This window comes from Phytohabitans kaempferiae (assembly GCF_042433955.1).
GTDB classification, from domain to species: Bacteria; Actinomycetota; Actinomycetes; order Mycobacteriales; family Micromonosporaceae; genus Phytohabitans; species Phytohabitans kaempferiae.
Genome location: NZ_JBHLUH010000072.1, coordinates 12312 through 35436 on the forward strand (window position 1 = coordinate 12312; position 23125 = coordinate 35436).

The window sequence follows — 23125 nt, forward strand, 5'->3', positions numbered from 1 at the left end:
CGCTCAGTCGCCATGGCCGCCGTGAAACGGGGTCGTCACGCCGTCGTACCGCAGGTGCAGCGCCATGCCCTGTGCCGCGTGGGCCAGGTTGTGACAGTGGTTCATCCACTCGCCGGGGTTGTCCGCGCGGAAGGCGACCCGCCACACCTCGCCGGGGCGCACGTCGAACGTGTCCATCCATAGTGGACTCCCGGTGACCCGGTGGCCGTTTCGCTCCAGCACAAGTACGCGGTGGCCGTGCAGGTGCCACGGATGCGTCTCCAGCCCTCGATTGGCGACCGTGGTCTCCACGAGGTCGCCTTCCCGCACAAGTTGGGTCGGGACGTTCGGGTAGGCGCGGCCGTTGACCGTGTGCGCGTACCGGGGCACGCCGTCGACCATCGCGATGCCTCGGTCGAGTACGAGCGTGAAGCTCCGGTCGAAGCGGCTCTCCGGGCCGAAGGCCGTGTCCGCCGGTGTGCCGTACCGCGTGATGTCCAGTTCCGGCCAGCCGTCCGGCGCGGGCGGTGGTTCGCCCACGCCGAGCCGCAGCCCCGGCTCGCCGTCGACGAAGAGTGCCACCGGGCCGGAGGGCATCGCGAACGCCAGGTCGTACCGGCCTCCGGCGGGCAGGCGCAGCTCCACCTCGCGCAGCTCGCCGGGGCCGTTGAGGTCGGCGCCGTCGACCGCCACCAGCCGGTACGCCGTGCCGCTGAGCACGAACCGGTGCGGCACGCTGTCGGTGTTGACCAGGCGCAGCCGCACGGGCGTGCCGGGCGCCGCGTCGTGCGCCCCGGGCCCGCCGGCCACGGTCGTCTCGCCGAACGTGTGCACCGGCAGCGTGAGGTCGAGCCCGGCGGCCGGTGGCGCGACCACGAGCGTGCCGTACAGCCCCATCCGCACGCCGACGTCGGAGGCCGAGTGCGTGTGGTACCAGTACGTGCCCACCTGGTCGGCGCGGAAGCGGTACACGTACTCGCCGCCGGGCGGTACGGCGTCCTGGGTCACCCCGGGCGCGCCATCCTCGCCGGCCGGCACGTCGTATCCGTGCCAGTGCAGCGTCACCCCGCGACCGATGTCCGCGTTGCGGAGCGTCACCTCGATGAGGTCGCCCTCGGCCGCGGTGATCGGCGGCCCCGGCACCTGCCCGTTGTACCCCCACGCCTCGACCGTGCGCCCGGCCACCTCGACGGTCGTCTGGCGCGCGGTGAACGTGTACCGCCGCACCTGCCCGCCCGGCGCCGGCTCGGCCGGCCCGCGCAGGTCGGCGACGGAGACCCCGTGCCCGGCGGGATGGGCGCCCGCGGGGCCGCCGCCGGTGTCGAGGTCCGCCCCCGATGCGAACCCGGCCCCGACACCGGCCAGCCCCATGGCGAGTACCGGCAGGAATGTCCACAGCGGTGGACCCGAACCGGCGATCCGCCACGTCACCAGCCCCGCCGTACCGACGAGCGCCACCGTCACGAGCACGTCGCCCCAGGTCGCTGGATACCCGACCAGGAATGGGAAGAGCAGGCCGGCCGCGCCCGCGTACCCGGCGACGAGGAGCGGAACCACGGCGGAGGGCGAGTTGCCCGGCGTGCCGGCCCGCACCGCGGTGATCAGGCGCGGGCCGGCGACGAGGACGGCGGCGAGCCCGGCCACGCCCAGCAGCGGTCCGGTCAGGACGACTCGGTCCTGCGCGAACCACCAGCCACCGGTGGCGAGGGCGACCGCGGTCGTGACCCGCACGATGGTCACGATGGCCGCGGCCGCCAGGAGTGCGGTGGCGACACGGGCGCGCCGGGCCGCCGCCGCCACGCCCGCGCCCAGCCAGCCGGCCGCGGCGAGCAGCGTGACCAGCAGGTCGAGCGCGATGAGCTGAGCGGTGTTCATACGACCGGCGCCGGCTGCGGTGCATCCATAGTGGACTTGCCGGTCGCGAACGCGCGGGCCTGGCGGAGCACCGCGGCCGCCGCGCCCATCATGACGAGCGCGTTGACCGCGTGCAGGCCGAAGACGACCAGGCCGGCGAGCCCGGTCTCCTCGTCCGCCCCGCCCGAGATGACGTTGCCGACCACGATGATGAGCACCTGCACGACGAGCAGCCCGAGCGGGGCGAGCGTCAGGCCGATGAGCCGTCCGGGCGCCCGGGCGAGCGCGGCGGCGAGCGTCGTGAGGATGCTCAGGAGCGGGATGAGCACCATCCCGGTGATGCTGTGGAGCGCGAACGAGTCGTCGTCCCGCGGCCGGTCGAACGCCCCCACCGCGGCGAAGTAGAACTGCGCGAGGATGGCGAGGAACAGCAGGCCGGCGAGGACCACGAAGACTCTGCGCATGGCGTACTCCTTTCGACAGGGCGATCCTGCGCCTCGGCCGCCGCGCGGACGTCTGACCGCGGGCGGCATCCGGGTACGCACGTGGACGACAGGCCGGCAGCGGGGCGTACGCGCGCTGACGTAGTCGCCTACGCCATGAGGCGGATCTGGCCGGGCGGAGCAGCGGATACGATCGCGTCATGGCCGCGCATCCCCGGCTGCGCCTGCCGGTTTGGGCGCAGGATCTGCTCCTCGGCCTGTTCGTTGCCTTCCTGCAGGTGCAGGGCACCAGGCAGATCTCGACCGAGCAGGAGATCGACCAGCTCAGCGCGATCGGCGTCTACGCGCACGCCGTGCTGCTGGTGGCCAGCGGGCTGAGCCTCGCGGTGCGCCGGCGGTGGCCGGTGCCGGTGTTCCTGTTCGGGGTCGCGACCAGCGTCATGTACTACGGCTCCGGCTATCCGGACGGCCCCAACTGGATCGGCGTCTTCGTCGCGGTCTACACCGTCACCGCGTACGGCGACGGCCGCCGCCAGTGGCTCGTGCTGACCGGCATCGGCGCGCTGATCGCGAGCTGGGTCTTCGCCGCGGTCCTCTATCCGCCGGACGTCGGCTGGCTGGCCTTCCGGATCGGCACCGCCATCATGGCGGCGGTACTCGGCGAGTCGACCCGCATGCGCCGGGTGATCGCCGCCGAGGCGCAGGAGCGGGCCGAGCGGGCCGAGCGCACGCGCGAGGAGGAGGCGCGCCGCCGGGTCGACGCCGAGCGGCTGCACATCGCCCGTGAGGTGCACGACACCGTGGCGCACGCGATCGCCATCATCAACGTGCAGGCCGGGGTCACCGCGCACGTGCTCGGCAAACGTCCCGAGCAGGCGCGGGAGACGCTGCTCACGATCGAGCGGACCAGCGCCCGGGCGCTCCGCGAGCTGCGGGCCACGCTCGGCGTGCTCCGGGACACCGAAGACGGCCGCGCGCCCGCCCCCGGCCTCGACCGGGTCGAGGAGCTGGCCGGGCTGGCCCGGGAGTCGGGGCTGGACGTCAAGGTCGACGTGGCGGCCCCGCCGCGCGAGCTGCCCTGCGCGGTCGACCAGGCCGCCTACCGCATCCTCCAGGAGTCGATCACCAACGTGATCCGGCACGCCGGGCCCGCGCGGGTCACCATCGAGGTCGCGTACGAGCCCTCCGACCTGCTCATCCGCGTGACCGACGACGGCAACGGCAGCGACGGTGGGGGCGGCGCCGGTCGTGGCATCGGAGGCATGCGGGAGCGCTGCGCCCTCCTCGGTGGCGACCTCACCGCCGGTCCGCGGAGCAGTGGCGGCTTCCAGGTGTACGCACGGCTGCCGCTGGCGGAGCCGGCATGAGTGACGGGATCCGCGTACTCGTCGCGGACGACCAGGTCCTGGTCCGCACCGGCTTCACGATGCTGCTCGACCTCGAAGACGACATCACGGTGGTGGGCGAGGCGGCCGACGGGCGGGAGGCGGTGGACCTCGCCCGCGCGCACCGCCCCGACGTGGTGCTGATGGACATCCGCATGCCCAGGCTCGACGGCATCCAGGCGACCGGGCAGATCGCCGCGACGCCCGGGCTCGAACGCGTACGCGTGCTGATCCTGACCACGTACGACACCGACGAGTACGTCTTCGAGGCGCTCGAGGCGGGGGCGAGCGGCTTCCTGCTCAAGGACGCCGGGCCGGCGGAGCTGCTGCACGGCATCCGCGTGGTGGCGGCCGGCGACGCGCTGCTCGCACCGCGGATCACCCGGCGGCTGATCGGGCAGTTCACGGCGGTGCGCACCGCCCAGCACGAGGCGGAGCACCGGCTGGCCGTCCTCACTCAGCGTGAGCGGGAGGTGGTCGCGCTCGTGGGGCAAGGGCTCAGCAACGAGGAGATCGCGGGCGAGTTGACGCTCAGCCCGGCGACCGCCCGTACGCACGTCAGCCGCGCGATGATCAAGCTGGGCGCGCGCGACCGGGCTCAGCTCGTGGTCGTGGCCTACCAGACCGGGCTGGTGCGGGTTTAACCGGGCTGGTGCGGGTTTAATCGGAGCGTGAGCTTCGAGGCAGTGATCCGGGAGCAGGCGCCGCAGGTGCTGGGCGTGCTGGTCCGCCGGTACGGGCAGTTCGACGCCTGCGAGGACGCCGTGCAGGAGGCGCTGCTGGCCGCCGCGGTGCAGTGGCGCGAGGAGGGCATACCAGACAATCCGCGCGCCTGGCTGCTCACTGTCGCCAGCCGGCGCCTCACCGACCAGTTCCGCAGTGAGAGCGCCCGGCGCCGCCGCGAGGAGAACGTCGTGGTGATGGCGCCGGCCGACGAACTCGTCGCACCGGCCGCCGACGAGGGGCGCGCCCCGGACCGCGACGACACGCTCACGCTGCTCTTCCTCTGCTGCCATCCGGCCCTCACCCAGGCGTCGCAGATCGCGCTCACGCTCCGCGCGGTCGGTGGCCTGACCACGGCCGAGATCGCCAACGCGTTTCTGGTGCCGGCGGCGACGATGGCCCAGCGGGTCAGCCGCGCCAAGCAGCGGATCAAGGCCACCGGCAGCACCTTTACGCTGCCGCCGCCGCAGGAGCGGGAGGAGCGGCTGCGGGTCGTGCTGCACGTGCTGTACCTCATCTTCAACGAGGGGTACACAGCCACGTCCGGCGCGCATCTGCACCGGGTCGAGCTGACCTCCGAGGCGATCCGGCTGGCCCGGGCGGTGCACGGGCTGCTGCCCGACGACGGCGAGGTGGCCGGGCTGCTCGCGCTCATGCTGCTGACCGACGCCCGCCGCCCCGCCCGCACCGGGCCGGGCGGCGACCTGATCCCGCTCGCCGAGCAAGACCGTGCACTGTGGACCAGCGCGTACGTCAAGGAGGGCGTCGCGCTCGTCACCCGCACGCTGTCCCGGGCGCCGCTGGGTCCGTACCAGTTGCAGGCGGCGATCGCGGCCGTGCACGACGAGGCGCCCCGCGCGGAGGACACCGACTGGCCGCAGATCCTCGCCCTCTACGACCTGCTCGCCAGCGTCTCGGACAACCCGATGGTCACGCTCAACCGGGCGGTTGCGGTGGCGATGGTACGTGGCCCGGCGGCGGGCCTCGCCGAACTCTCCACACTGGACGCAGACGAACGGGTCGCCGGGCACCACCGGCTGGACGCGGTGCGCGCGCACTTCCAGGAGCTGGCCGGCGACCGGGAGGCGGCCCGGGCCAGCTACCAGCAGGCGGCCAAACGCACCAACAGCCTGCCCGAGCAGCGCTACCTCCAGGGCCGCGCGGCCCGGCTCGCCTGATGCGCCGCCACCTCTGCGTGGTGCCCACCGGGCCGGCGGTCGAACGTGTCGAGGCGTGGCGGCGCTCCTGGGATCCGGCGATGGCGAGCGTGGTGCCGGCGCACGTCACCGTCACGTCCGCGCGGGGGTTCGTGCGGCGAAACGCCGGAAGGCACACGCGCCAGGGCCCAGATCATCGCATCAACCTGGCTAGATCTTCGTCAGCGTCCAGACCAGGCCGTCGTCGTCGGTGCTGCCCTTGAGGACCAGGGTCGAGCCCTGGCAGCTGTACGCCCCGGCGCCCAGGATCGGGTCGGTCTCGATGACCTGGCCGCTCTGCGTGGCCGCGTCGTTGATGTAGTCGCCGATCGGCGCGTTGTCGAGCAGTCGGGCCTGCACCGGCTTGGTCAGCTCAAGGGTCAGCCGGAGCGCGCTCCAGTCGATCGCCCCGACCGGCTCCCAGGTGCCCTCCTCGCCGGAGGTGGCGGGCGCGCTGGTCGCCGCCCCGGTGGCCGACGGGCTGGCGGTGGGCACCGGCGCGGTGCCCGGCATCGCCGGTGCGCTGGTGGCGGGCGGGGTCGTCGCGTCAGCGCCCGTGCCGCTCGCCCTGATCGTGGCGGTGCCCTGCCCGGCGTACGTGGCCGAGCCCTCGACGGGATTGCCGCCTACCTCGGCGGTGAAGGCCAGTGGCCGCATGCCGCTGAAGTCGGCGCGCACCTGGCCGGCCTCGCCGATCGTGACCGTGGCACCGCTGCCGCCGGAGATGCTGCCGCTGGCGACCGCGCTGTCGGCTCGGCCGCTGACCTGGCTGGTGCGCCAGGTGCCGACCATGCAGCCCGGTGCCTGTCCACTCACGGTCGGCTCGGGCGCCGCGCTGCCGGTGGCTGCGGTGCTGGGTCCGGCCGTGCCGGATCCGGTCTCGGCACACCCGCTCACGGCGAGGCCGAGCCCGGCCAGCGTCAGGACCGCGACGGTCGGGACGCGCATGATTCCTCCACAGGGGATCGAAATCTCCATCGACGCAGCCTTGCTACCCGCCCGTCCGCATGGGGAAACGAAGCCCAGGTCGCCGGCCGTGCGTGGGGCGCCAGCCCTTCGGCGACGGTCCGTGCGGCAGTAGCGCCCGTCGAACCGTCCACGGGAACATCGATGAAGCTCCTGTTTGGCCGACGATCCCCGCAAGGACGATTCATGGCGCAAACACTCTTCGGCCCTTGGGCCACGAGCCAGACCCGAAGCCGAGCAGCGACAGGCGAACACGGATGACGGTGCTCGTCACCGTAAGCAGCGCCCCTCTCGTAACCGATACCCCACGATCCCCGCATCGCCCGCGGCCATCACGCCTCCCTGGTGGCGCCGCTTCGCGACGCGAATTCTCGTCGTGCCTGCGCCGGGCGCCTGGGCCGCGGGCCGGGCACGCGGGGCTGGGCCTGGTCGGTCGAAGCCGTATCCGCGTGTTCGGGAAGCGGCGGACGCTCGCGGTCACCGACTCGACAGCTTCTCCCACACACGACACCAGGTCCGAACACGGCCCAGCCACGCGACCACCTCGACCCCGAAACCTCTTCTAGAGTGGACCTCGTGATCATCATTGCTGGCTGGCTCCGGGTCGAGCCGGCGGCCCGTGAGGCGTACCTGGCGGACAGCCGGAAGGTGCTGGAACAGGCTCGCTCGGCTCCCGGCTGCCTCGACTTCTCGCTCACGGCCGACCTGATCGAGCCGGATCGGATCAACGTCTTCGAGCGTTGGGAGTCCGACGAGCAACTGGCCGCCTTCCGGGGCGCGGGTCCCGAGGGCGACCAGGCGGCGCAGATCCTCGACGCGTCGGTGGCGAAGTACCGGATCTCGGCCGAGGAGCCGCCGTGACCGAGCGCCCCGGTCAGCGCAGATAGTCCAGCAAGGGCTGGCGGAGTGCTTCGGGGTTGTGCAGCACGCCGTGGTCCTGCCCCTCGACGATGAGGTAGCTGGCCCCCGCGATGGCGTCCGCCACCGCCTCGGCCGCGGCCGGAAACCAGGCCGGGCTGGCGGCGCCGGCCATCGCGAGCGTCGGTACGTCGATATTCGCGAGCCGGGCGGCCGGGAGGGCGAGGTGCGGGCCGCAGACCGCGACGTCGTACGGGAGCGTGTGGGCGAGCCCGACCAGGAAGGGCCACGCCGGGCTGGCCCGCATCGCGTCGACCATCTGCTCCGGCACGGCGACCTGCTCGGTGAGGAAGAGCCGTACGGCGTCGTCGCGGCGCTCCTCGGCGATCAGCGCGCGGATCTGCTCGCCCGTACCCTCGGCCGGGAGCGGGCGCAGGCCACCGGTGACGTACGGCGTCTCGTACACCGCGAGCCGCTCGACCGGCAGGCCCCGCGCGGTCGCCTCCAGGGCGAGGATGCCGCCCGAGGAGTGGCCGAAGAGGCTGACCCGCCCACCGACCGCCGTGATCAGCGCGGCCAGATCCTCGATCTCGCGCTCCACCTCGAAGGCTTCGGCGTTGTCACCGCTGTCGCCCCGCCCGCGCCGGTCGTACGCGATCGCGGTCACGTGCGGTGCGAGCGTGGCGGCCAGCGCCGACACGGTGGTGCGGTCGTTGAACGCGCCGCCGACGAGGATCACGGGCGGTCCGTCTCCTGTGGACTCGTACGCGATGGGCGTGCCGTCCGCCGAGGCCACGATCTGCGGGCTGGTGATCATGGGAGTCCTCCTGTCAGTCGCTCTTGGGGCACTACATCACGGGTCGTCGGGGCGCGCCGGTGCTCGACAGGCTCGCTTGGGGAGTTTGTAGGGTGAGATCCATCCCCGGTCACCCGACCGGGGTGACGATGACCCAACGTGGAGGCACCTGTGGCGGTTAGTGCGGATCTCGCGAAGCTGCTCGACAAGGCGTACGAGGACAAGACGCTCGCCGAGCTGGTCGACGCGCCAGTGGCCGCGCTCGCGGGCGTCAGCGAGAATGACGCGCAGCTCCTCAAGAGCGCCTTCAACATCACCACGATCGGCGACCTCGGTCGCAGCAAGTACTTCCGGGCGGCCCAGGCGCTGGTCAACCTCTCCGAGGGCGCCAAGTAGTTCACGCCGCACCGGCACGGTCAGCAGCGTCGCTCGCGGCGCTGCTGCTCCTTTGTGGAGCCTCGCCCCGCTCACTCGGGCCCGGCGTACTCGCCACGGGCCAGCGCCGCGAGCGTCTCCAGGGCCGCGGAGAGGGCGTCGACAGGCGGGGCCGCGAGGGCCAGGCGCACCGCGTTGGGCGAGTGGGCCGGCCCCACGGCAAACGCCGCCGCCGGGGTCACCGCGATGCCATGCCGCGCCGCCGCGGCCACGAAGGTCTCCGCCCGCCACGGCTCCGGCAACTCCCACCAGCAGTGATAGGCGTGCGGGTCGGCGCACAGGGCGTACCCACGCAGGATCTTGCCGGCGATGAGCTGGCGCTCCGCCGCGTCCCGCTGCTTGGCGCGGACCAGGGCGGTCGTGGTGCCGTCGGCCATCCAGCGCGTGGCGGCGGCGAGCGCGAAGCCGCCCGCCGCCCAGCCCCCGGCCCGCAGGGCGTTTGCGACCCGGTCGGCGACCGCACCGGGCGGCGCCACCACGAAGCCCAGCGTGAGGCCGGGTGAGAGGCGCTTGGAAAGGCTCTCGACCACCACCGTCCGGGCCGGTGCGAGGGCCGCGAGCGGGGCCGGGTCCTCGCGGAGGAACGAGTAGACCGCATCCTCGACCGCGAAAAGCTCCAGCTCGTCGAGGACCGCCGCCAGCTCGGCCCGCCGGGCCGGGGGCATCGTGACGCCGAGCGGATTGTGCAGCGTGGGCTGGACGTAGACGGCACGCACACGGGCGCCGCGCAGCGCCTCCGGCACCAGCCCGTGCTCGTCCATCGGCAGCGGCACCAGCGTGACGCCGAGCCGCGCGGCGATGCCCTTGACGACGGGATAGGTGAGCGCCTCCACACCGAGCCGCTCCCCCACTGGCACCAGCGCGGCGATGGCGGCGGCGATCGCCTGCCGGCCGTTGCCGGCGAAGAGGACGCGCTCCGGCTCGGGCGCCCAGCCCGCGCGGGCGAGCACGGGGACGGCGACCTCGCGGGCGCCGGGCGGGCCGGTGACGGTCACCGGCGCCAGCGCCGGCGCGAGCGCGTCGGACCGCACCAGCCCCGCCAGCCCGGCCGCGAGCAGCGCGGGCTGCTCGGGCAGGACCGAGAAGTTGAGCTCCAGGTCGACCCGGGCGCCGGCCGGCTCGGAAAGCGCGGGCTGGCCGAGGGGCGCGGCGGCGCGGACGAAGGTGCCCCGCCCCACCTCTCCGGTGGCGAGGCCGCGCCGGACCAGCTCGCCGTAGACCCGGGCGGCAGTGGAGCTGGCGATGCCGCGGGCCCGCGCGAAGGACCGCTGCGGCGGCAGCCGGTCGCCAGGGCGCAACCGGCCTGCCGCGATGTCTTCGGCCAGCGCGTCCGCGATCAGCCGGTAGTCATCCACCGCCACCACTCCCACATTGCACTCGGTGCAATGACACCATTGCACTCAGCTATTGCACCACATAGCCTCGATGCATGGCTACAGCGATCATCGGGGACATCACTGTTGGGTACGACGACGAGGGCACCGGCGAGCCGCTCGTGCTGGTGCACGGGCATCCGTTCGACCGGAGCATGTGGCGGCCGCAGGTCGAGCGCTTCAGCCGCGCCGGCTGGCGCGTGATCGCCCCCGACCTGCGCGGCTACGGCGAGAGCACGGTCGTGCCCGGCAAGACCACATTGGACGTCTTCGCCCGCGACATCGCGGCACTGCTCGACCACCTCGGCGTCGACCGGTTCGTCCTCGGAGGGCTCTCGATGGGCGGGCAGATCGTGCTGGAGTGCCACCGCCTCTTCCCACACCGCCTGCGCGGGCTGGTGCTCGCCGACACCTCGGCGCCGGCGGACAGCGAGACGGCACGCGCGGCGCGGCTGGCCACCGCCGAGCGGCTGCTGCGCGAGGGCATGGGGCCGTACGCGGAAGAGGTCCTGACCAAGATGGTCGCCCCGGCCAACGTCCGCGCGCTGCCCGAGGTGGCGGCGCACGTCCTCGGCATGATGCGCGGCACCGACCCCGAGGGCGCGGCGGCGGCGCTGCGCGGGCGGGCCGAGCGCCCCGACTACGTGGCGATGCTCGCCGAGGTGGCGGTGCCCGCGCTGGTGGTGGTCGGCGCGGCGGACGAGTTCACGCCGGTGGCCGACGCCCGGCTGATGAGCGACGCGATCCCGGAGGCGACGCTGGTGGTGGTCGAGGGCGCCGCGCACATGCCCAACCTGGAACGCCCCGCCGCGTTCGACGAGGCGCTCCAGGCGTTCCTCAAGCCGCTCTGAGGCCCAGGCCCGGTGCCTCGGGCGTGCGGTGGCGGAGGGCACGTCCACGACCGCCGGGCGGCCGGAGGCGGTCGACGAGTGACCGACGGGAGCCAGCGGGTGACCGGTTCACCACAGATCGTGTTTCTCATGTCCTTCATCCGCGAAGGGTGCGAATACGGCGTCTTTCAATCTCCCCACGATCGGCCCTAGCGTGGCGTCTGGGTTTCCAGGTCACTCGGGGGTGAGGAGTGTGTGGCGGTTCGCGGGCCGTGTGAGCGTGGCGCTCGGCGTCCTCGTCGTATCGACCGGCGTGGTCGCCGCTCCGGCCGCCGCCGCGCAGGGCGTCACGGTGCAGATCACCGAGGTAAACGGCCGCTTCGAGGCCGGCGCCGCGCCGGCCGAGCTGACGGTGGTGGCGAGCAAGCGCACCCGGGAGTGCATCAAGGTGCGGTGGTCGCTGGTCGTGCGCGTGCAGGACATGAGCCTCGACCAGATCACGATCGACCGGCGGGAGGAGACCGGCTCGTTCCCGGTCGACACGCGGACCAGCGGCGCCGAGGCGCGACTCACCGACGAGCGGCTCGACCCGGGCACGCTCTGCCGCAACCGGCGGGTCACCGCGCGATACACGATCGCCTTCGACGACGACGCCACCGGCGGGCGGGTGACGCTGCGCGTGGAGGCGTACGACGCCCGCGACGAGTTGCTGGAGAGCGACACCACCACGCGCAACGTGCGAGGTGACGCCCCACCCTCCCCCTCACCGACGCCCTCGCAGGAGCAGGCCGCCGCCGACCCGACCGAGGAGGCGGAGGCACCGGTCGCCGGCGGTGGCGTCGGCGAGCCGATCACCCCGGCCGCGGGCAGTGGCGGCTCCGGGCTGCTGCCGGTCGGCCTCGCGGTCGGCGGGATGATGGTCTTCCTCGGGCTGACGCTGTTGCTGCGCGCCCGGAGCAAGCTCCTCCGCGCCCCGCCGGGACGCCGATCCGGCCCGCGTGGTGCCTGGCAGGACACCTCCGCGCGCACTATCCGGGAACGGCGCTGACCGGCTCCGTTGCCGCCAGACGCGGCCGGCAGACTCGGTGTGTAGGGCAGAATCGAGCCATTGCTCGGCCTTGAGGGAGGAAGACCTAATGACGGAGTTGGCGCGCATCGGGGTCACCGGGCTGGCGGTGATGGGCCGCAATCTCGCCCGAAACCTGGCGCGGCACGGCCATCCGGTGGCGGTGCACAACCGCTCGTACGGCCGGACCAAGGAGCTGGTCGAGGAGTTCGGCCACGAGGGCACCTTCCTGCCGGCGGAGACCGCGGAGCAGTTCGTGGCGAGCCTCGAGCGGCCCCGCCGCCTCGTGATCATGGTCAAGGCGGGCGCACCGACCGACGCCGTGATCGACGAGTTCGCGCCCCTGCTGGAGCCGGGCGACATGATCGTCGATGGAGGCAACGCGCACTTCGCCGACACGCGCCGCCGCGAGCAGGCGCTGCGCGAGCGCGGGCTGCACTTCGTCGGCACCGGCATCTCCGGTGGTGAGGAGGGCGCGCTGCACGGCCCCAGCATCATGCCGGGCGGCTCGCCGGAGTCGTACGAGGCGCTCGGCCCGCTGCTGGAAGACATCTCCGCCAAGGTCGACGGCACCCCGTGCTGCGCCCACGTGGGGCCAGACGGCGCCGGGCACTTCGTCAAGATGGTGCACAACGGCATCGAGTACGCGGACATGCAGCTCATCGCCGAGGCGTACGACCTGCTGCGCCGGGGCGCGGGTCGCGAGCCGGGCGAGATCGCCGAGGTCTTCCGCGGCTGGAACGAGGGGCGGCTGGGCTCCTACCTCATCGAGATCACGGCCGAGGTTCTCGCGCACACCGACGCGGCGAGCGGCAAGCCCTTCGTCGACGTGGTGCTCGACCAGGCCGAGCAGAAGGGCACCGGCCGCTGGACGGTGCAGATCGCGCTCGACCTGGGCGTACCGGTGAGCGGCATCGCCGAGGCGGTCTTCGCCCGCTCGCTCTCCGGCAGCGCCGACCTGCGCGCCGCCGCCCGCGACCTGCCCGGCCCGGTGCCCACCGGCGCCGCCGACCTGCTGGTCGAAGACGTCGAGCAGGCGCTGTACGCGTCGAAGATCGTCGCCTACGCGCAGGGCTTCAACCAGATCCAGGCGGGCAGCGCGGAGTACAACTGGGGCATCGACCCGGGCGCGATGGCCACGATCTGGCGGGGCGGTTGCATCATCCGGGCCGAGTTCCTCGACCGCATCAAGGCGGCGTACGACGGCGACCCCGGCCTGCCCTCGCTCCTCGTCGACGACTACTTCCAGGACGCGGTGCGCGGCGCCCAGGACGCGTGGCGCCGGGTCGTGGCGACCGCCACGACGCTGGGCATCCCGGTGCCGGGCTTCTCCTCCGCGCTGGCCTACTACGACGGCCTGCGCGCCGAGCGCCTGCCGGCCGCGCTGGTGCAGGGCCAGCGCGACTTCTTCGGCGCCCACACCTACCGCCGGGTCGACCGCGACGGCAGCTTCCACGTGCTGTGGGGCGGCGACCGCAGCGAGGTCGCGGGCTGAGTCTCCAGACAGAAAGCGGGGCCCCTTCGCGGGGCCCCGCTTTTCGTTTGCCAGCCCTGGTACGCCGGGCGGTCAGGAGCCGTCGACCGTGGTCTGCGCCTTCTCGCACGCGGTGGTCGCCTGCCGGAGCGCCGTGTTGAGCGCGGCGTCGTTGTTGGAGCCGGCCGCGTCAAGCGCCTCGATGAAGCGCCGCATGCAGGGCAGCAACGCGTCGCGCTCCGAAGTGACGTCGGCGAGCGACTCCTTGCTCTTGTTGAGCTCGTCGGTTGCCGTCTTGAGGTCCGACTCGAGCTTGGTGATCTGATCGCCGTTGGTCTTGATGGTCTGGTCGCGCTCGGCGACCTGGCTGTTGAGCGTGTCCCGCGTGTCGCCGAGCTGGCTGCTCTTCGCCACGTACAGACCGGTCATCACACCGGCCAGCAGGAAGAGCGCGACCGCCGCCACGACCGCCACCAGCATCGGCGCGCGACCGCCCGGCTGCGACTGTCCATAAGCGACACCGGTGGTCGGCGGGGCGCCCGACACCGCGTACGGCGGCGTGCTCGTGGCCGGCCAGCTCCCCGTGGGCTGGGGCGGCGGGTAGCCGGGGTAGGCCGGCGACTGCGGCGGCAAGTGCTGCGGGTCTTCCGGCGGGTACCCGGGGTGGGTCATCGCTCTTCCTCCTGAAGGGCTGGACGATTTCGCGGGCTAGCAGACCCGGAACTTGGTACACGCGTCGCCCGAGCGTGCACACCACCGCCACCACGGCGAGCACGAGCGCCGCGCGCCGTGGCCGGGGCGGCGCCTCCCGTGGGGGCCGTGCGCAGTGGTCACCGGTCAAGGATCGCACCGGGGCGCAAGCCCGCCCATATCACCACGCCTCGATCGCGCGCACCGGTCCGTCGGGCTGCCAGGTAGCGTCGGAGCCGTGATTCGGGTACTGCTCGCCGACGACGAAGGCATGATCCGGGCTGGCGTCAAAGCCATCCTCGCCGCCGATCCGGAGATCGAGGTGGTGGCGGAGGCCGGCGACGGGCGGGAGGCGGTCGAGCTGACGCTCGCGCACCGGCCGCGGGTCGCGCTCCTCGACATCCGCATGCCCAAGCTCGACGGGCTCGCCGCGGCCGACGAGATCCGCCGGGCGGCGCCGGAGACCGCGGTGGTCATGCTGACCACGTTCGGCGAAGACGGGTACATCGCCCGGGCGCTCGGCGACGGCGCCAGCGGGTTCCTGCTCAAGTCGGGCGACCCGCGCGAGCTGATCGCCGGCGTGCGGGCGGTGGCGGGCGGCGCCGCCTACCTCTCGCCCGGCGTGGCCCACCGGGTCATCGCCGAGCTGCGCGACGGCCGGATGAGCCGCGGCGCCGCCGCCCGCACCCGCACCGACGCGCTGACGGAGCGCGAGCGCGAGGTGCTGGGCCTGGTCGGGGCGGGACTGTCCAATGCGGAGATCGCGAAGCGGCTCTTCCTCGTGGAGGGGACGGTGAAGAGCTACGTCAGCACGATCCTGACCCGGCTCGGCGTGCGCAACCGCGTGCAGGCGGCCATCATCGCGTACGAGGCAGGGCTCGTCGCGCCAGCCGAGTGACGACCTCCAGCGCCACGCCCGCGACCGCCGCGATCACCACCGCCTGACCGGGCGCGCGGCCACCGATCAGTTCGAGCTGGAAGAAATCCTGGAGGAACGGCACCACCAGCACCACCGTGAACGCGCCGCCCATCGCGGCCACGAGCAGGACCCGCCACCAGGTGTACGGCCGCGCGATGATCGCCAGCCCCCAGAGCGCTACCAGGAAGAGCGTGAGCGTGGCGGCCGAGGTCTCGGCGTCCAGGTTGCCGCCGTACACGTCCCGCGCCATCAGGTACGACGTGATCGTGGCGGCCGCCGCCAGCACGCCGGCCGGTACGGCGAAGCGCAGCACGCGCCCCACGAAGCCGCTCTGCGCCCGCTCCGCGTTTGGCGCGAGGGCGAGGAAGCACCGCTCCACCGGCGGGCTGAGGAGAACGGCGCCCGCTCGCCCACCGTCCACTGTGGTGGCCGAGGGTACGCGGCGGCGAGCGCGCGGATGCTGGCGTTGGGTCGCTCGTCCGCGGCGGCGAGCGCGCCGAGCACGCCCGCCACCGGTGCGTCCGGTCGCAGCTCGCGTATCTCGGCGACGGTCATCTCCGCGTCGGTGAGCGTGCCGGTCTTGTCCAGCGCGACCACGTTCACGCGGGCCAGCCCTTCGATCGCGGGCAGCTCCTGCACGAGCGTGTCGCGCCGGCCCAGCCGGATCACCCCGACCGCGAACGCCACCGAGGTGAGCAGCACGAGCCCTTCGGGCACCATCGGCACCAGCCCGCCGACCATCCGGCGTACCGCCTCGGGCAGGTCGTCCCGGTTGACCAGGAGCTGGGTCGCCACGAGCGCCAGCCCGGTCGGGATGATCATCCAGGTGACCACGCGCAGGATCGTGTTGATCCCGTTGCGCAGCTGGGAGTCGACGAGCGTGAAGCGGCTGGCCTCCTCGGCGAGCTTGGCGGCGTACGCCTCCCGGCCGACCCGCGTCGCGGTGAACGCCCCCGCGCCGGACACCACGAAGCTGCCGGAGAGCACCGGGTCGCCCGGCCGCTTGACCACCGGGTCCGCCTCGCCGGTGAGCAGCGACTCGTCCACCTCCAGGTGCTCCGCCTCGGCGACCACGCCGTCCACCACGATCCTGTCGCCGGCGCCCAGCTCGACGAGGTCGTCCAGGACGATGTCGGAGGCGGCGACCTCCACCGCGTGCCCGTCGCGGCGGACCACCGGCCGGGCCGCGCCGACGATGGCCAGCCGGTCCAGCGTCCGCTTGGCGCGCAGCTCCTGGATGACGCCGATCAGCGTGTTGGCGATGATCACGCCGCCGAACAGCGCGTCCTGGATCGGGCCGACCGCCAAGATCATGATCAGGAGTACCCCGATGATCGCGTTGATCCTGGTGAAGAGGTTGGCCCGGATGATCTCCCCGACGCTCCGACTCGACCGCGCGGGTACGTCGTTGACCCGCCCGGTCGCGATCCGCTCGGCCACCTCCGGTGCGGTCAGCCCGGTCTCCACGCGCAGCATGCGGCCACGCTAGGTGCCCGGACCAGCCCTCGACCGCCGCCGATCGTCGCCCGCCACCCCTGACTTTCGACAGGGTCGTCGCAGCTCGTTGGGGTTACCGTCGATGCTGTGCGACGTACCGCGACCGACATCCTGCTCTGGATGCTGCTCGCCGTGCCCGTCGCGATCGCCTGGCCGGGCCACGACGCGTACCCCTTCTGGTTGCTCGTCGTCGCGATCGCCGCCCTCGGTGCCGCGGTCCGGGTGAGCCGGCGCTATCCACTCGTGTCGCTCTTCATCGTGGTCGCGCTGACCGCGGTCGACGGCAACTTCTCCTTCGGCCTGCCCGTGGTCAGCTACCTGGTCGGGCGGCGGATGGCGAGCGTGCTCCCGGCCGCGATCGGTTTTCTGGCGATCGTGGTGCTCCCGACGCCGTACATCCTCGTCGCCTCGGGCTTCTTCATCTGGACCCAGATGGCCGGCGTGCTGGTGTACGCCGGGCTCTTCCCCTGGCTGATCGGCCGCTACCGCCGGCAGCAGCAGGAGCTGACCACCGCCGGCTGGGAGCACGCCGAGCAGCTCGAACGGGAGCAGCGCATGGTCGCCGACCAGGTACGGCTGCGCGAGCGCACGCGGATCGCCGAGGACATGCACGACTCACTCGGCCACGAGCTGAGCCTCATCGCACTCCGCGCCGGCGCCCTGGAACTCGACCCCGACCTCGACGAGCGGCACCGGGCCGCGGCCGGTGAGCTGCGGGCGAGCGCGGGCGCCGCCACCGAACGGCTGCGGGAGATCATCGGCGTGCTGCGCGACCGCACCGACCCGGCGCCCACGCGCCCGGTCGACGAGGACATCGCCGAGCTGGTCCACCGGGCCAAGGACTCGGGCATGGCCGTCGACCTCCACCACGAGGGCGAGATCGGGCCGCTGCCGCCGATGGTCGACCGGGCCGCGCACCGCGTCGTCCAGGAAGCGCTCACCAACGCCAACAAGCACGCCCCGGGCGTGCCGGTCACGGTCTTGATCAGGCACGACGAGGCGGCGGCGACGATCAGCGTACGCAACGCGCCTCCGCCGGGCGGGCCGCTTCCCGTACAGCCGGCCGAGGTGGGGCCGGAGGCGGGGCGGCGCGGGCTCGTCGGCCTCACCGAGCGGGTACGCCTGGCCGGCGGCACCTTCCACGCCGACCGGCTGCCCAGCGGCGGCTTCGAGGTGGCGGCCCACCTGCCGTACGCGGCCGCGCCCGTACCGCCCCCGCCGGAGTCCTCGACCGCGCGGCGCCAGCTCGTGCAGCGCCAGGCACGGCGGGGCCTGATCGCGGCGGTCGCGGTGCCGGCGACGCTCGGGGCGGTCCTGGGCGGTACGGCGATCGCCTACTACGCGTACGCCACGGCGCACTCGGTGCTCTCGCCGGCCGACTTCGCGCGCCTCGACACCGGCATGGAGCGCGCCGAGGTGGAGCCGTTGCTCCCCGAGCGGGAGTGGCTGGACCGGCCCACGCGGGACGACGGACCAGGCGACGAATGCCGCTACTACCGCTCCGAAGGCGACCTCCTGAGCGGCGCGCTCGACATCTACCGCCTCTGCTTCGAAGAGGGCCGGCTCGTCTCGAAGGACACCGTGCCGCGCGCCTAACGATCTGTCGCGGCGGGAATCGAGTGGCCTGAGCCAGGTCCGCGCCGGGCGGCGACGCAGGCGCCCTTGCCCGTTGGGGCGTCGCCGACCCGGCCGGAGATTGGATGAGGAGCGGCGGCTGGAGGCAGCTTGGCAGGCTTTGGCAGTAGCCCGCCGCTCCCGTCAAATGACTATGGCTTGTGCGAGTCGCATTTGCAAGAGACTCAACATGATCACTCATGGTACGTTTCGGCCAGCACTCTTGGATGCGAGCCGTCGCGGTTGTACAAGTTCACAATGCGTCGTGTCACGGAGCTGGAGGGAGGAGTCGTGGACGGCACGAGCCCGACCGTCCAGCGGCGCCGGCTCGGAGTCGCCCTGCGGACACTTCGGCAGGAGCGAGGGCTGACCGGCGAGCAGGCCGGCGAGCGAGTGGAGCGCTCAGCGTCGTGGATCTCCCGCGTCGAGGGCGGCCGCATCGGCATCCGCGCCAGAGACCTGCGCGACCTCCTCGACCTGTACCAGGTGGACGACGCCGCCCGCCGCGCGGAGCTGCTGTCCCTCGCGGAGAGGGGGCGGGCGCGTAGCTGGTGGAGTGAATACAGCGGGACGATCTCGGACGCCTACGCCACCTTCATCGGTTTCGAAGACGAGGCCGCCCGCTTCGAGTCGTACGAGCCGATGGTGGTGCCCGGCCTGCTCCAGCTCGAGTCGTACGCCCGCGCGCTGGTCGAGAGCGGTATCCCCCAGCTCACCAAGCGCGAGGTGGAAGACCGCATCCAGGTGCGGCTGCGCCGGCAGGAGGTGCTCCGCAAGCCCGACAACCCCCTGCACCTGTCGCTCGTCCTCCAGGAGAACGCGCTGCGCCAGCGCGTCGGCGACGCCGAGATCATGCGCGACCAGCTGCGCCACCTGATCGAGGAGGCTCAGCGCCCCAATGTGGACCTGCGGATCCTCCTCGACGAGCAGACCCGGCCGATCGGCAGCGTCCACCACTTCGTCCTGATCTATCTGGAGCCCGAGGCGCCCGATTCGGTGTACGTGGAGGACTTTGCCGGGGGTCGATTTGAGCGTGCCAGTAACATGCGGCCCTATAGAGATGCGTTCGTACGTTTTCGCGATCTCGCGCTCGATCCAGACGAGTCGATCACTAAGATCGAAGTCGCAATCCGCCAAACCCCCTAAGAATGCGAGAACACTCTGTGTTGACGAACTCTTGGCGCAAGAGCTCGCGCAGCTACAACAACGGTGACTGTGTCGAGGCGCGCCACGACGCCTCGACCGTGGAGATGCGTGACAGCAAGGACCACGCCGGCCCGGTGCTCGGATTCCACCGGGACCGGTGGGTGGAGTTCCTGGATGGCGTCCAGCTCGGCGAGTTCGACCGGCGATAGCCCGCACGAGGGGTGGGAGTGGTCCGCACTCCCACCCTCCTTCGTACCCCGGGCCGGTCGGCCCGCCCCTCCCCGTGGACGCGACCGCGCGCCGAGCCGTCTGCTTCGGTCTTTGCCCTGCACAGGGCCTGTGTGCGGGCTACCGTGAGGCGGAAGGCGCCCCCCGCCTCTCCGCGAGTGCGCGGGCGCGGTCTCGCCGTGCGCGAGCGGGGGCCGCCACCATCCACCGGCCGGGGCAACCGGCCGGACGGCCGGCCTCGACGACGCGGCCGGGGGAAGGAGAGCACCATGAGCACCGCGCGCGACATCATGCATCCGGGGGCCGAGTGCATCGGCGAAGACGACACGCTGGAAAGCGCCGCCCGCATGATGCGGGACCTCCACGTGGGGGCGCTGCCGATCTGCGGCAAGGACGACCGCCTGCACGGCATCATCACCGACCGCGACATCATCGTGCGATGCATCGCCGAGGGCGGCGACCCGCGCCAGATGACCGCCCGCGAGATGGCGCAGGGCACGCCGATCTGGGTCGACGTCGACGCCGACCAGGACGAGGTGCTGCGGCTGATGGAGAGCAACAAGATCCGCCGCCTGCCGGTGATGGACGGCCAGCGCATCGTCGGCATGATCAGCGAGGCCAACCTCGCCACGCACCTCGACGAGCGCCGCATGCACCAGTTTGCCGAGAGCATCTACTCGGCTCAGCCCACCAACTGACGAGCCGCGGGAGCGGGGGCGCGCTACGGCCGCCCCCGCTCCCGTGCACCAACAGGTCTACTGTGGACGGACATCGCTCAGCGCTCCTGCATCAGCCCCAGCTTGTGCCCGTCGGGGTCGGTGAAGAACGACATCCACAACTCGGTCGCGCCGTCGCGGTGCACCACGTGCGGCTTGCCGTGTGCCTCGACGCCCGCCGCGACCAGCCGTGCGTGCTCGGCCTCGATGTCGTCGACCCGGAAGTAGAGCGTGCACCGGCTGGCGAACTCCGGGCTCTCCGGCACCCCGAGATAGAGCCGCACGTCGCCGCTGGCGAAGAAGGCCATCGGCTGCCCCGGCACCTGGAAGAGCAGCGGGATGCCGAGCACGTCGCGATAGAACGCCACCGCGCGGTCGATGTCGCGCACGCTGACGTGGATCTGGGCGACCGGCCCGAGCGCCATGGCTGCCTCCGGTAATGCGTAACTGTGGTAAAAGATTAACCATGGTGAAGCAGTCGGGGCAAGGAGGGCTGCCCGCGCGCCCCGCTGGCGTACCGGCCGACGAGCGGCACGAGACCGCCAGCCTGCTCCACTCGGCGGCGCTGCGGCTGCTGCGCGTCGCGCGTACCCGGGATGTCGGCATGGACCTCGACGGGCCGCGCGCTTCTCTGCTGTCGGTCGTGGTCTTCGCCGGTCCGCAGCCGGTCAGCCGGCTCGCCGCGATCGAGCAGGTCTCCCCGCCCGCGATCACCAAGCTGGTCGCCGCGCTGGAGGCGGACGGGCTGGTGGTGCGCGAGCGTGCCGCGGCCGACCGCCGGGTCGTGCTGGTCACCGCCACGGCGGCCGGCCGGCGCCTGCTGGAGCGCGGCCGGGCGGCCCGGGTCCGCGCGGTCGCCGACCTGCTCGACGGCGCCTCCGCACGCGACCTGGCCACGTTGCGCCGCGCCGCGCAGATCATCGCCGGCCGCCTCTGACCGCCACGACGATCTCCACCTCGGCTCCGGCGAGACGGATCGGGTACGTCCGCGTCACGCTCCAGCCGGCGCCCGGCCCAACGCCGTCGTGCCGGAGCGCGACCAGACGGCCGCCCGGGCGGAGCACTCGGCCGGTCTCCGCCCACAGCCGGGCCGGCGCCCTGGAGAGCGTGCCCGCCGCGACCACCTGCCGCTGCCACGGCGGGTTGACCAACACGCGGTCGACACTGCCACTCGACACCGGCAGCGCGCCCGCGTCCGCCCGGATCCACGAGACCCCGAGCCCGGTCGCGTTGGCGGCGGCGGCGCGGAGGGCCGCCGGGTCGCGGTCGGCGCCGAGCAGCCGGGCGCCCGTTGCGTACCCCTCGATCAGCAGCGTGCCCGCGCCGCAGCACGGATCGAGTACGAGGTCGCCGGGGGCGATGCCGGCGAGCCGTACCATCGCCGCCGCCACCGGCGGATGGAGCGTGCCGGGGACGCTCGCCCGCTTGTACGCGCGACGGTGGGCGGGGCGGTCGCCGAGGCGTACGGCCACGGTGGCCCGCTTGCCCTCGATCGTCACGCGCCACGCGCGGGTCCCCGGCGGTGGGCGCACCCCGCCGCGCCGAGAGTGGTACGGCACACCGAGCACCGCCGCCAGGTGGGCGCCGACCGTGTCCTCGACGTCGTACCGGCCGAAGCGGCGCGGGCCGACGATCGAGGCGGAGACGTCGATGCCGGTCGTGTGCGGTGGCTCGGGGAGGTCATCGAGTTCGGCGACGAGGTGGTGCAGGTCGTCCTTCGTGTGGCCGACGCCGTGGATGACGGCGGCCACGAGCAGTACGTCGTCGGCGGTGGGCAGGGCATGGATGGCCGCGGCCGGATCCGGCGAGGTGAAGTGCACCTCGCGGTGGCCGATGAGGTCGACACGACCGAGACCGCGAGTGCGGATCTCGTCAGCGACCAGGGCTTCCAGGCCTCGCACCGTCCGCGCCAGAAGGCGCGCGCGCATGGTTCTTCTCCCGCGGCTGGACCCGGGGCGGCGCGCCGCCGCCCCGCATCACCGGCGGTGGGATGGGTCCGCGACCCGCCAGCGGAGGGTCAGCCGGCGAGGAAGAAGAACGTCATCCGCGCACTATAGCTCAGCCCGTGGCGGGGACGTCCGCCACGAGGTCGGTCGTGGGCACGCGGGATCCGCTCGACGGCTCGATCGTGACGCCAAGCCGCTCCATGCCGCGGATGTCCGGGATCAGCCTGGTGGCGCCGCCCTCGCCCGCCGGCATGGTGCCACGCGAGTCGGGCGTGCCGCCGGCGATGGCCCACAGTTGGTACGCCTTGTCGGGGCCGGGCGGCCGGGCGCCGGAGAGCATGACCACGCCCTCGTTGCGGCTGTCGGAGAGCACCATCGTGATCTGGCCGCCCCCGATCACCGGGGCCGACCTCAGCTCCGCGTCGGAGGCGGCGAGCACCGCCTCGACCCGCGCGGTCTGCTCACGGAGGGCCTCGGCGGTGGCCCGCTCGTCCCGTACCCGCTGCTCCTGGACCACGTAGGACACCGTGCCCGCGCCCGCGGCCAGGAGGACCGCGGCGGCCGCGACGGCGGTGCGGCGCCGCCAGCCGCGGACGGTGGGTGAGGGGTCGCGGGCCGCGCGGTCCGGACCCGCCGGCGGCAGCTGGCGGGTCCGGCGGATCTCGGCGAGCACGTTGTCGCGCAGCCGGGGTGGGGGCACCGACCAGGCCCCTCGGCGAGCCGGGCGGCGGTCTCCTGAAGCTCGGCGACCTCCCGCGCGCAGGACTCGCACCCGGCGAGGTGGCGGGCGAACGCCGCCCGCTCGATGTCGGAGAGCGCGTGCAGCGCGTACGCTCCGGCCAGCGAATGCACATCGCTCATGGCCGTCCTCGCTTCGCTGCGGGCGGCCACGAGACTCCACACGCACTGAGCCCAATGATTCGCTCGCTACGCTCGCTCATTGGTGCACCCTTGTTTCGCTCGATCCGGTCATGGGTTGGGCGCACCGGTG

General features: G+C 73.0%; 25 protein-coding genes and 1 pseudogene. 14 read left to right on the top strand and 12 right to left on the bottom strand.

Translation table 11 applies throughout. The features are described 5' to 3' along the window. Nucleotides 1-3 precede the first annotated feature (3 nt). Together ACFFIA_RS32915 and ACFFIA_RS32920 are read right to left on the bottom strand one after the other, a co-directional pair. On the bottom strand, nt 4-1854 hold the full coding sequence (locus ACFFIA_RS32915; RefSeq protein WP_377258576.1) for a multicopper oxidase family protein: 1851 nt from the start codon (nt 1852-1854) through the stop codon (nt 4-6). Next, nucleotides 1851-2297 (bottom strand): DUF6220 domain-containing protein, encoded by a 447-nt coding sequence (locus tag ACFFIA_RS32920; protein WP_377258579.1) that lies wholly within the window; start codon nt 2295-2297, stop codon nt 1851-1853. Before ACFFIA_RS32920 ends, ACFFIA_RS32915 begins: the two co-directional genes overlap by 4 nt. A gap of 179 nt (nt 2298-2476) precedes the next feature. Here ACFFIA_RS32920 and ACFFIA_RS32925 point away from each other — a divergent pair, with 179 nt between their 5' ends. Genes ACFFIA_RS32925 through ACFFIA_RS32935 form a run of 3 tightly spaced genes read left to right on the top strand, consistent with a single transcriptional unit; the run spans nt 2477 to nt 5562 of the window. After that, complete coding sequence (locus tag ACFFIA_RS32925) at nt 2477-3643, top strand: sensor histidine kinase (protein ID WP_377258582.1); 1167 nt, start codon at nt 2477-2479, stop codon at nt 3641-3643. Next, nucleotides 3640-4305 (top strand): response regulator transcription factor, encoded by a 666-nt coding sequence (locus ACFFIA_RS32930; protein WP_377258585.1) that lies wholly within the window; start codon nt 3640-3642, stop codon nt 4303-4305. The genes ACFFIA_RS32925 and ACFFIA_RS32930 overlap by 4 nt, the downstream gene beginning before the upstream one ends. 27 nt (nt 4306-4332) lie before the next feature. Beyond that, on the top strand, nt 4333-5562 hold the full coding sequence (locus ACFFIA_RS32935; RefSeq protein WP_377258588.1) for an RNA polymerase sigma factor: 1230 nt from the start codon (nt 4333-4335) through the stop codon (nt 5560-5562). A gap of 189 nt (nt 5563-5751) precedes the next feature. On the opposite strand, the gene ACFFIA_RS32940 is transcribed toward ACFFIA_RS32935, so the two are convergent. Then, nucleotides 5752-6528 carry a hypothetical protein gene (locus tag ACFFIA_RS32940; protein ID WP_377258591.1) on the bottom strand — a complete coding sequence of 259 codons (777 nt, stop codon included), beginning with the start codon at nt 6526-6528 and terminating at the stop codon, nt 5752-5754. 594 nt (nt 6529-7122) lie between these two features. Between ACFFIA_RS32940 and ACFFIA_RS32945 the strand changes: the two genes are divergently transcribed. Beyond that, complete coding sequence (locus ACFFIA_RS32945; RefSeq protein ID WP_377258594.1) at nt 7123-7407, top strand: putative quinol monooxygenase; 285 nt, start codon at nt 7123-7125, stop codon at nt 7405-7407. Nucleotides 7408-7420: 13 nt separating this feature from the next. Here ACFFIA_RS32945 and ACFFIA_RS32950 read toward each other — a convergent pair whose 3' ends face one another. Beyond that, on the bottom strand, nt 7421-8221 hold the full coding sequence (locus ACFFIA_RS32950) for an alpha/beta fold hydrolase (protein WP_377258597.1): 801 nt from the start codon (nt 8219-8221) through the stop codon (nt 7421-7423). A gap of 150 nt (nt 8222-8371) precedes the next feature. On the opposite strand from ACFFIA_RS32950, the gene ACFFIA_RS32955 reads away from it, so the two are divergent. Continuing rightward, nucleotides 8372-8596 (top strand): hypothetical protein, encoded by a 225-nt coding sequence (locus tag ACFFIA_RS32955; protein ID WP_377258600.1) that lies wholly within the window; start codon nt 8372-8374, stop codon nt 8594-8596. 71 nt (nt 8597-8667) lie between these two features. On the opposite strand, the gene ACFFIA_RS32960 is transcribed toward ACFFIA_RS32955, so the two are convergent. Further along, complete coding sequence (locus ACFFIA_RS32960) at nt 8668-9999, bottom strand: aminotransferase-like domain-containing protein (protein WP_377258603.1); 1332 nt, start codon at nt 9997-9999, stop codon at nt 8668-8670. Between the two features lie 65 nt (nt 10000-10064). On the opposite strand from ACFFIA_RS32960, the gene ACFFIA_RS32965 reads away from it, so the two are divergent. The 3 genes from ACFFIA_RS32965 (at nt 10065) to gnd (ending at nt 13399) form a co-directional block, all read left to right on the top strand. Continuing rightward, complete coding sequence (locus ACFFIA_RS32965) at nt 10065-10859, top strand: alpha/beta fold hydrolase (RefSeq protein WP_377258606.1); 795 nt, start codon at nt 10065-10067, stop codon at nt 10857-10859. A gap of 232 nt (nt 10860-11091) precedes the next feature. Next, complete coding sequence (locus tag ACFFIA_RS32970; RefSeq protein WP_377258609.1) at nt 11092-11886, top strand: hypothetical protein; 795 nt, start codon at nt 11092-11094, stop codon at nt 11884-11886. Between the two features lie 88 nt (nt 11887-11974). Next, on the top strand, nt 11975-13399 hold the full coding sequence (gene gnd / locus ACFFIA_RS32975) for an NADP-dependent phosphogluconate dehydrogenase (protein WP_377258612.1): 1425 nt from the start codon (nt 11975-11977) through the stop codon (nt 13397-13399). A gap of 72 nt (nt 13400-13471) precedes the next feature. Here gnd and ACFFIA_RS32980 read toward each other — a convergent pair whose 3' ends face one another. Beyond that, nucleotides 13472-14050 carry a hypothetical protein gene (locus ACFFIA_RS32980; protein WP_377258615.1) on the bottom strand — a complete coding sequence of 193 codons (579 nt, stop codon included), beginning with the start codon at nt 14048-14050 and terminating at the stop codon, nt 13472-13474. 256 nt (nt 14051-14306) lie between these two features. Between ACFFIA_RS32980 and ACFFIA_RS32985 the strand changes: the two genes are divergently transcribed. Then, the gene (locus tag ACFFIA_RS32985; protein WP_377258618.1) at nt 14307-14966 is read left to right on the top strand and encodes a response regulator; all 660 of its coding nucleotides are present in this window, start codon (nt 14307-14309) and stop codon (nt 14964-14966) included. Here ACFFIA_RS32985 and ACFFIA_RS32990 read toward each other — a convergent pair. Both ACFFIA_RS32990 and ACFFIA_RS32995 read right to left on the bottom strand, forming a co-directional pair. Next, complete coding sequence (locus ACFFIA_RS32990) at nt 14926-15300, bottom strand: hypothetical protein (protein WP_377258621.1); 375 nt, start codon at nt 15298-15300, stop codon at nt 14926-14928. The two genes, ACFFIA_RS32985 and ACFFIA_RS32990, sit on opposite strands and share 41 nt — an antisense overlap. Then, a complete protein-coding gene (locus ACFFIA_RS32995) occupies nt 15237-16463 on the bottom strand; it encodes an HAD-IC family P-type ATPase (protein WP_377258624.1) in 1227 nt (408 codons plus the stop codon). Before ACFFIA_RS32995 ends, ACFFIA_RS32990 begins: the two co-directional genes overlap by 64 nt. A gap of 108 nt (nt 16464-16571) precedes the next feature. Here ACFFIA_RS32995 and ACFFIA_RS33000 point away from each other — a divergent pair, with 108 nt between their 5' ends. From ACFFIA_RS33000 to ACFFIA_RS33015, 4 genes are all read left to right on the top strand, one after another. Further along, nucleotides 16572-18080 carry a sensor histidine kinase gene (locus ACFFIA_RS33000; RefSeq protein WP_377258627.1) on the top strand — a complete coding sequence of 503 codons (1509 nt, stop codon included), beginning with the start codon at nt 16572-16574 and terminating at the stop codon, nt 18078-18080. Between the two features lie 276 nt (nt 18081-18356). Next, nucleotides 18357-19244, top strand: a complete 888-nt coding sequence (locus tag ACFFIA_RS33005; protein WP_377258630.1) for a helix-turn-helix domain-containing protein — start codon at nt 18357-18359, stop codon at nt 19242-19244. A gap of 17 nt (nt 19245-19261) precedes the next feature. Then, entirely contained in the window at nt 19262-19453 is a 192-nt protein-coding gene (locus tag ACFFIA_RS33010; RefSeq protein WP_377258633.1) for a DUF397 domain-containing protein, read from the top strand. 288 nt (nt 19454-19741) lie between these two features. Continuing rightward, nucleotides 19742-20170 (top strand): CBS domain-containing protein, encoded by a 429-nt coding sequence (locus tag ACFFIA_RS33015; protein ID WP_377258636.1) that lies wholly within the window; start codon nt 19742-19744, stop codon nt 20168-20170. Nucleotides 20171-20247: 77 nt separating this feature from the next. Here ACFFIA_RS33015 and ACFFIA_RS33020 read toward each other — a convergent pair whose 3' ends face one another. Then, on the bottom strand, nt 20248-20613 hold the full coding sequence (locus ACFFIA_RS33020) for a VOC family protein (protein ID WP_377258639.1): 366 nt from the start codon (nt 20611-20613) through the stop codon (nt 20248-20250). A 41-nt stretch (nt 20614-20654) separates the two neighbouring features. On the opposite strand from ACFFIA_RS33020, the gene ACFFIA_RS33025 reads away from it, so the two are divergent. Continuing rightward, nucleotides 20655-21125: a MarR family winged helix-turn-helix transcriptional regulator gene (locus ACFFIA_RS33025; RefSeq protein WP_377258642.1), complete on the top strand. Its 471-nt coding sequence runs from the start codon at nt 20655-20657 to the stop codon at nt 21123-21125. Here ACFFIA_RS33025 and ACFFIA_RS33030 read toward each other — a convergent pair. From ACFFIA_RS33030 to ACFFIA_RS33040, 3 genes and pseudogenes are all read right to left on the bottom strand, one after another. Further along, nucleotides 21106-22116, bottom strand: coding sequence for a methyltransferase domain-containing protein (locus ACFFIA_RS33030; protein WP_377258645.1), 1011 nt, complete (start codon nt 22114-22116; stop codon nt 21106-21108). The genes ACFFIA_RS33025 and ACFFIA_RS33030 overlap by 20 nt on opposite strands. A gap of 130 nt (nt 22117-22246) precedes the next feature. Beyond that, complete coding sequence (locus ACFFIA_RS33035) at nt 22247-22834, bottom strand: anti-sigma factor (protein WP_377258648.1); 588 nt, start codon at nt 22832-22834, stop codon at nt 22247-22249. Between the two features lie 83 nt (nt 22835-22917). Beyond that, nucleotides 22918-22995, bottom strand: a pseudogene (locus ACFFIA_RS33040) (RskA family anti-sigma factor); the annotation flags it as partial. Nucleotides 22996-23125 lie beyond the last annotated feature (130 nt).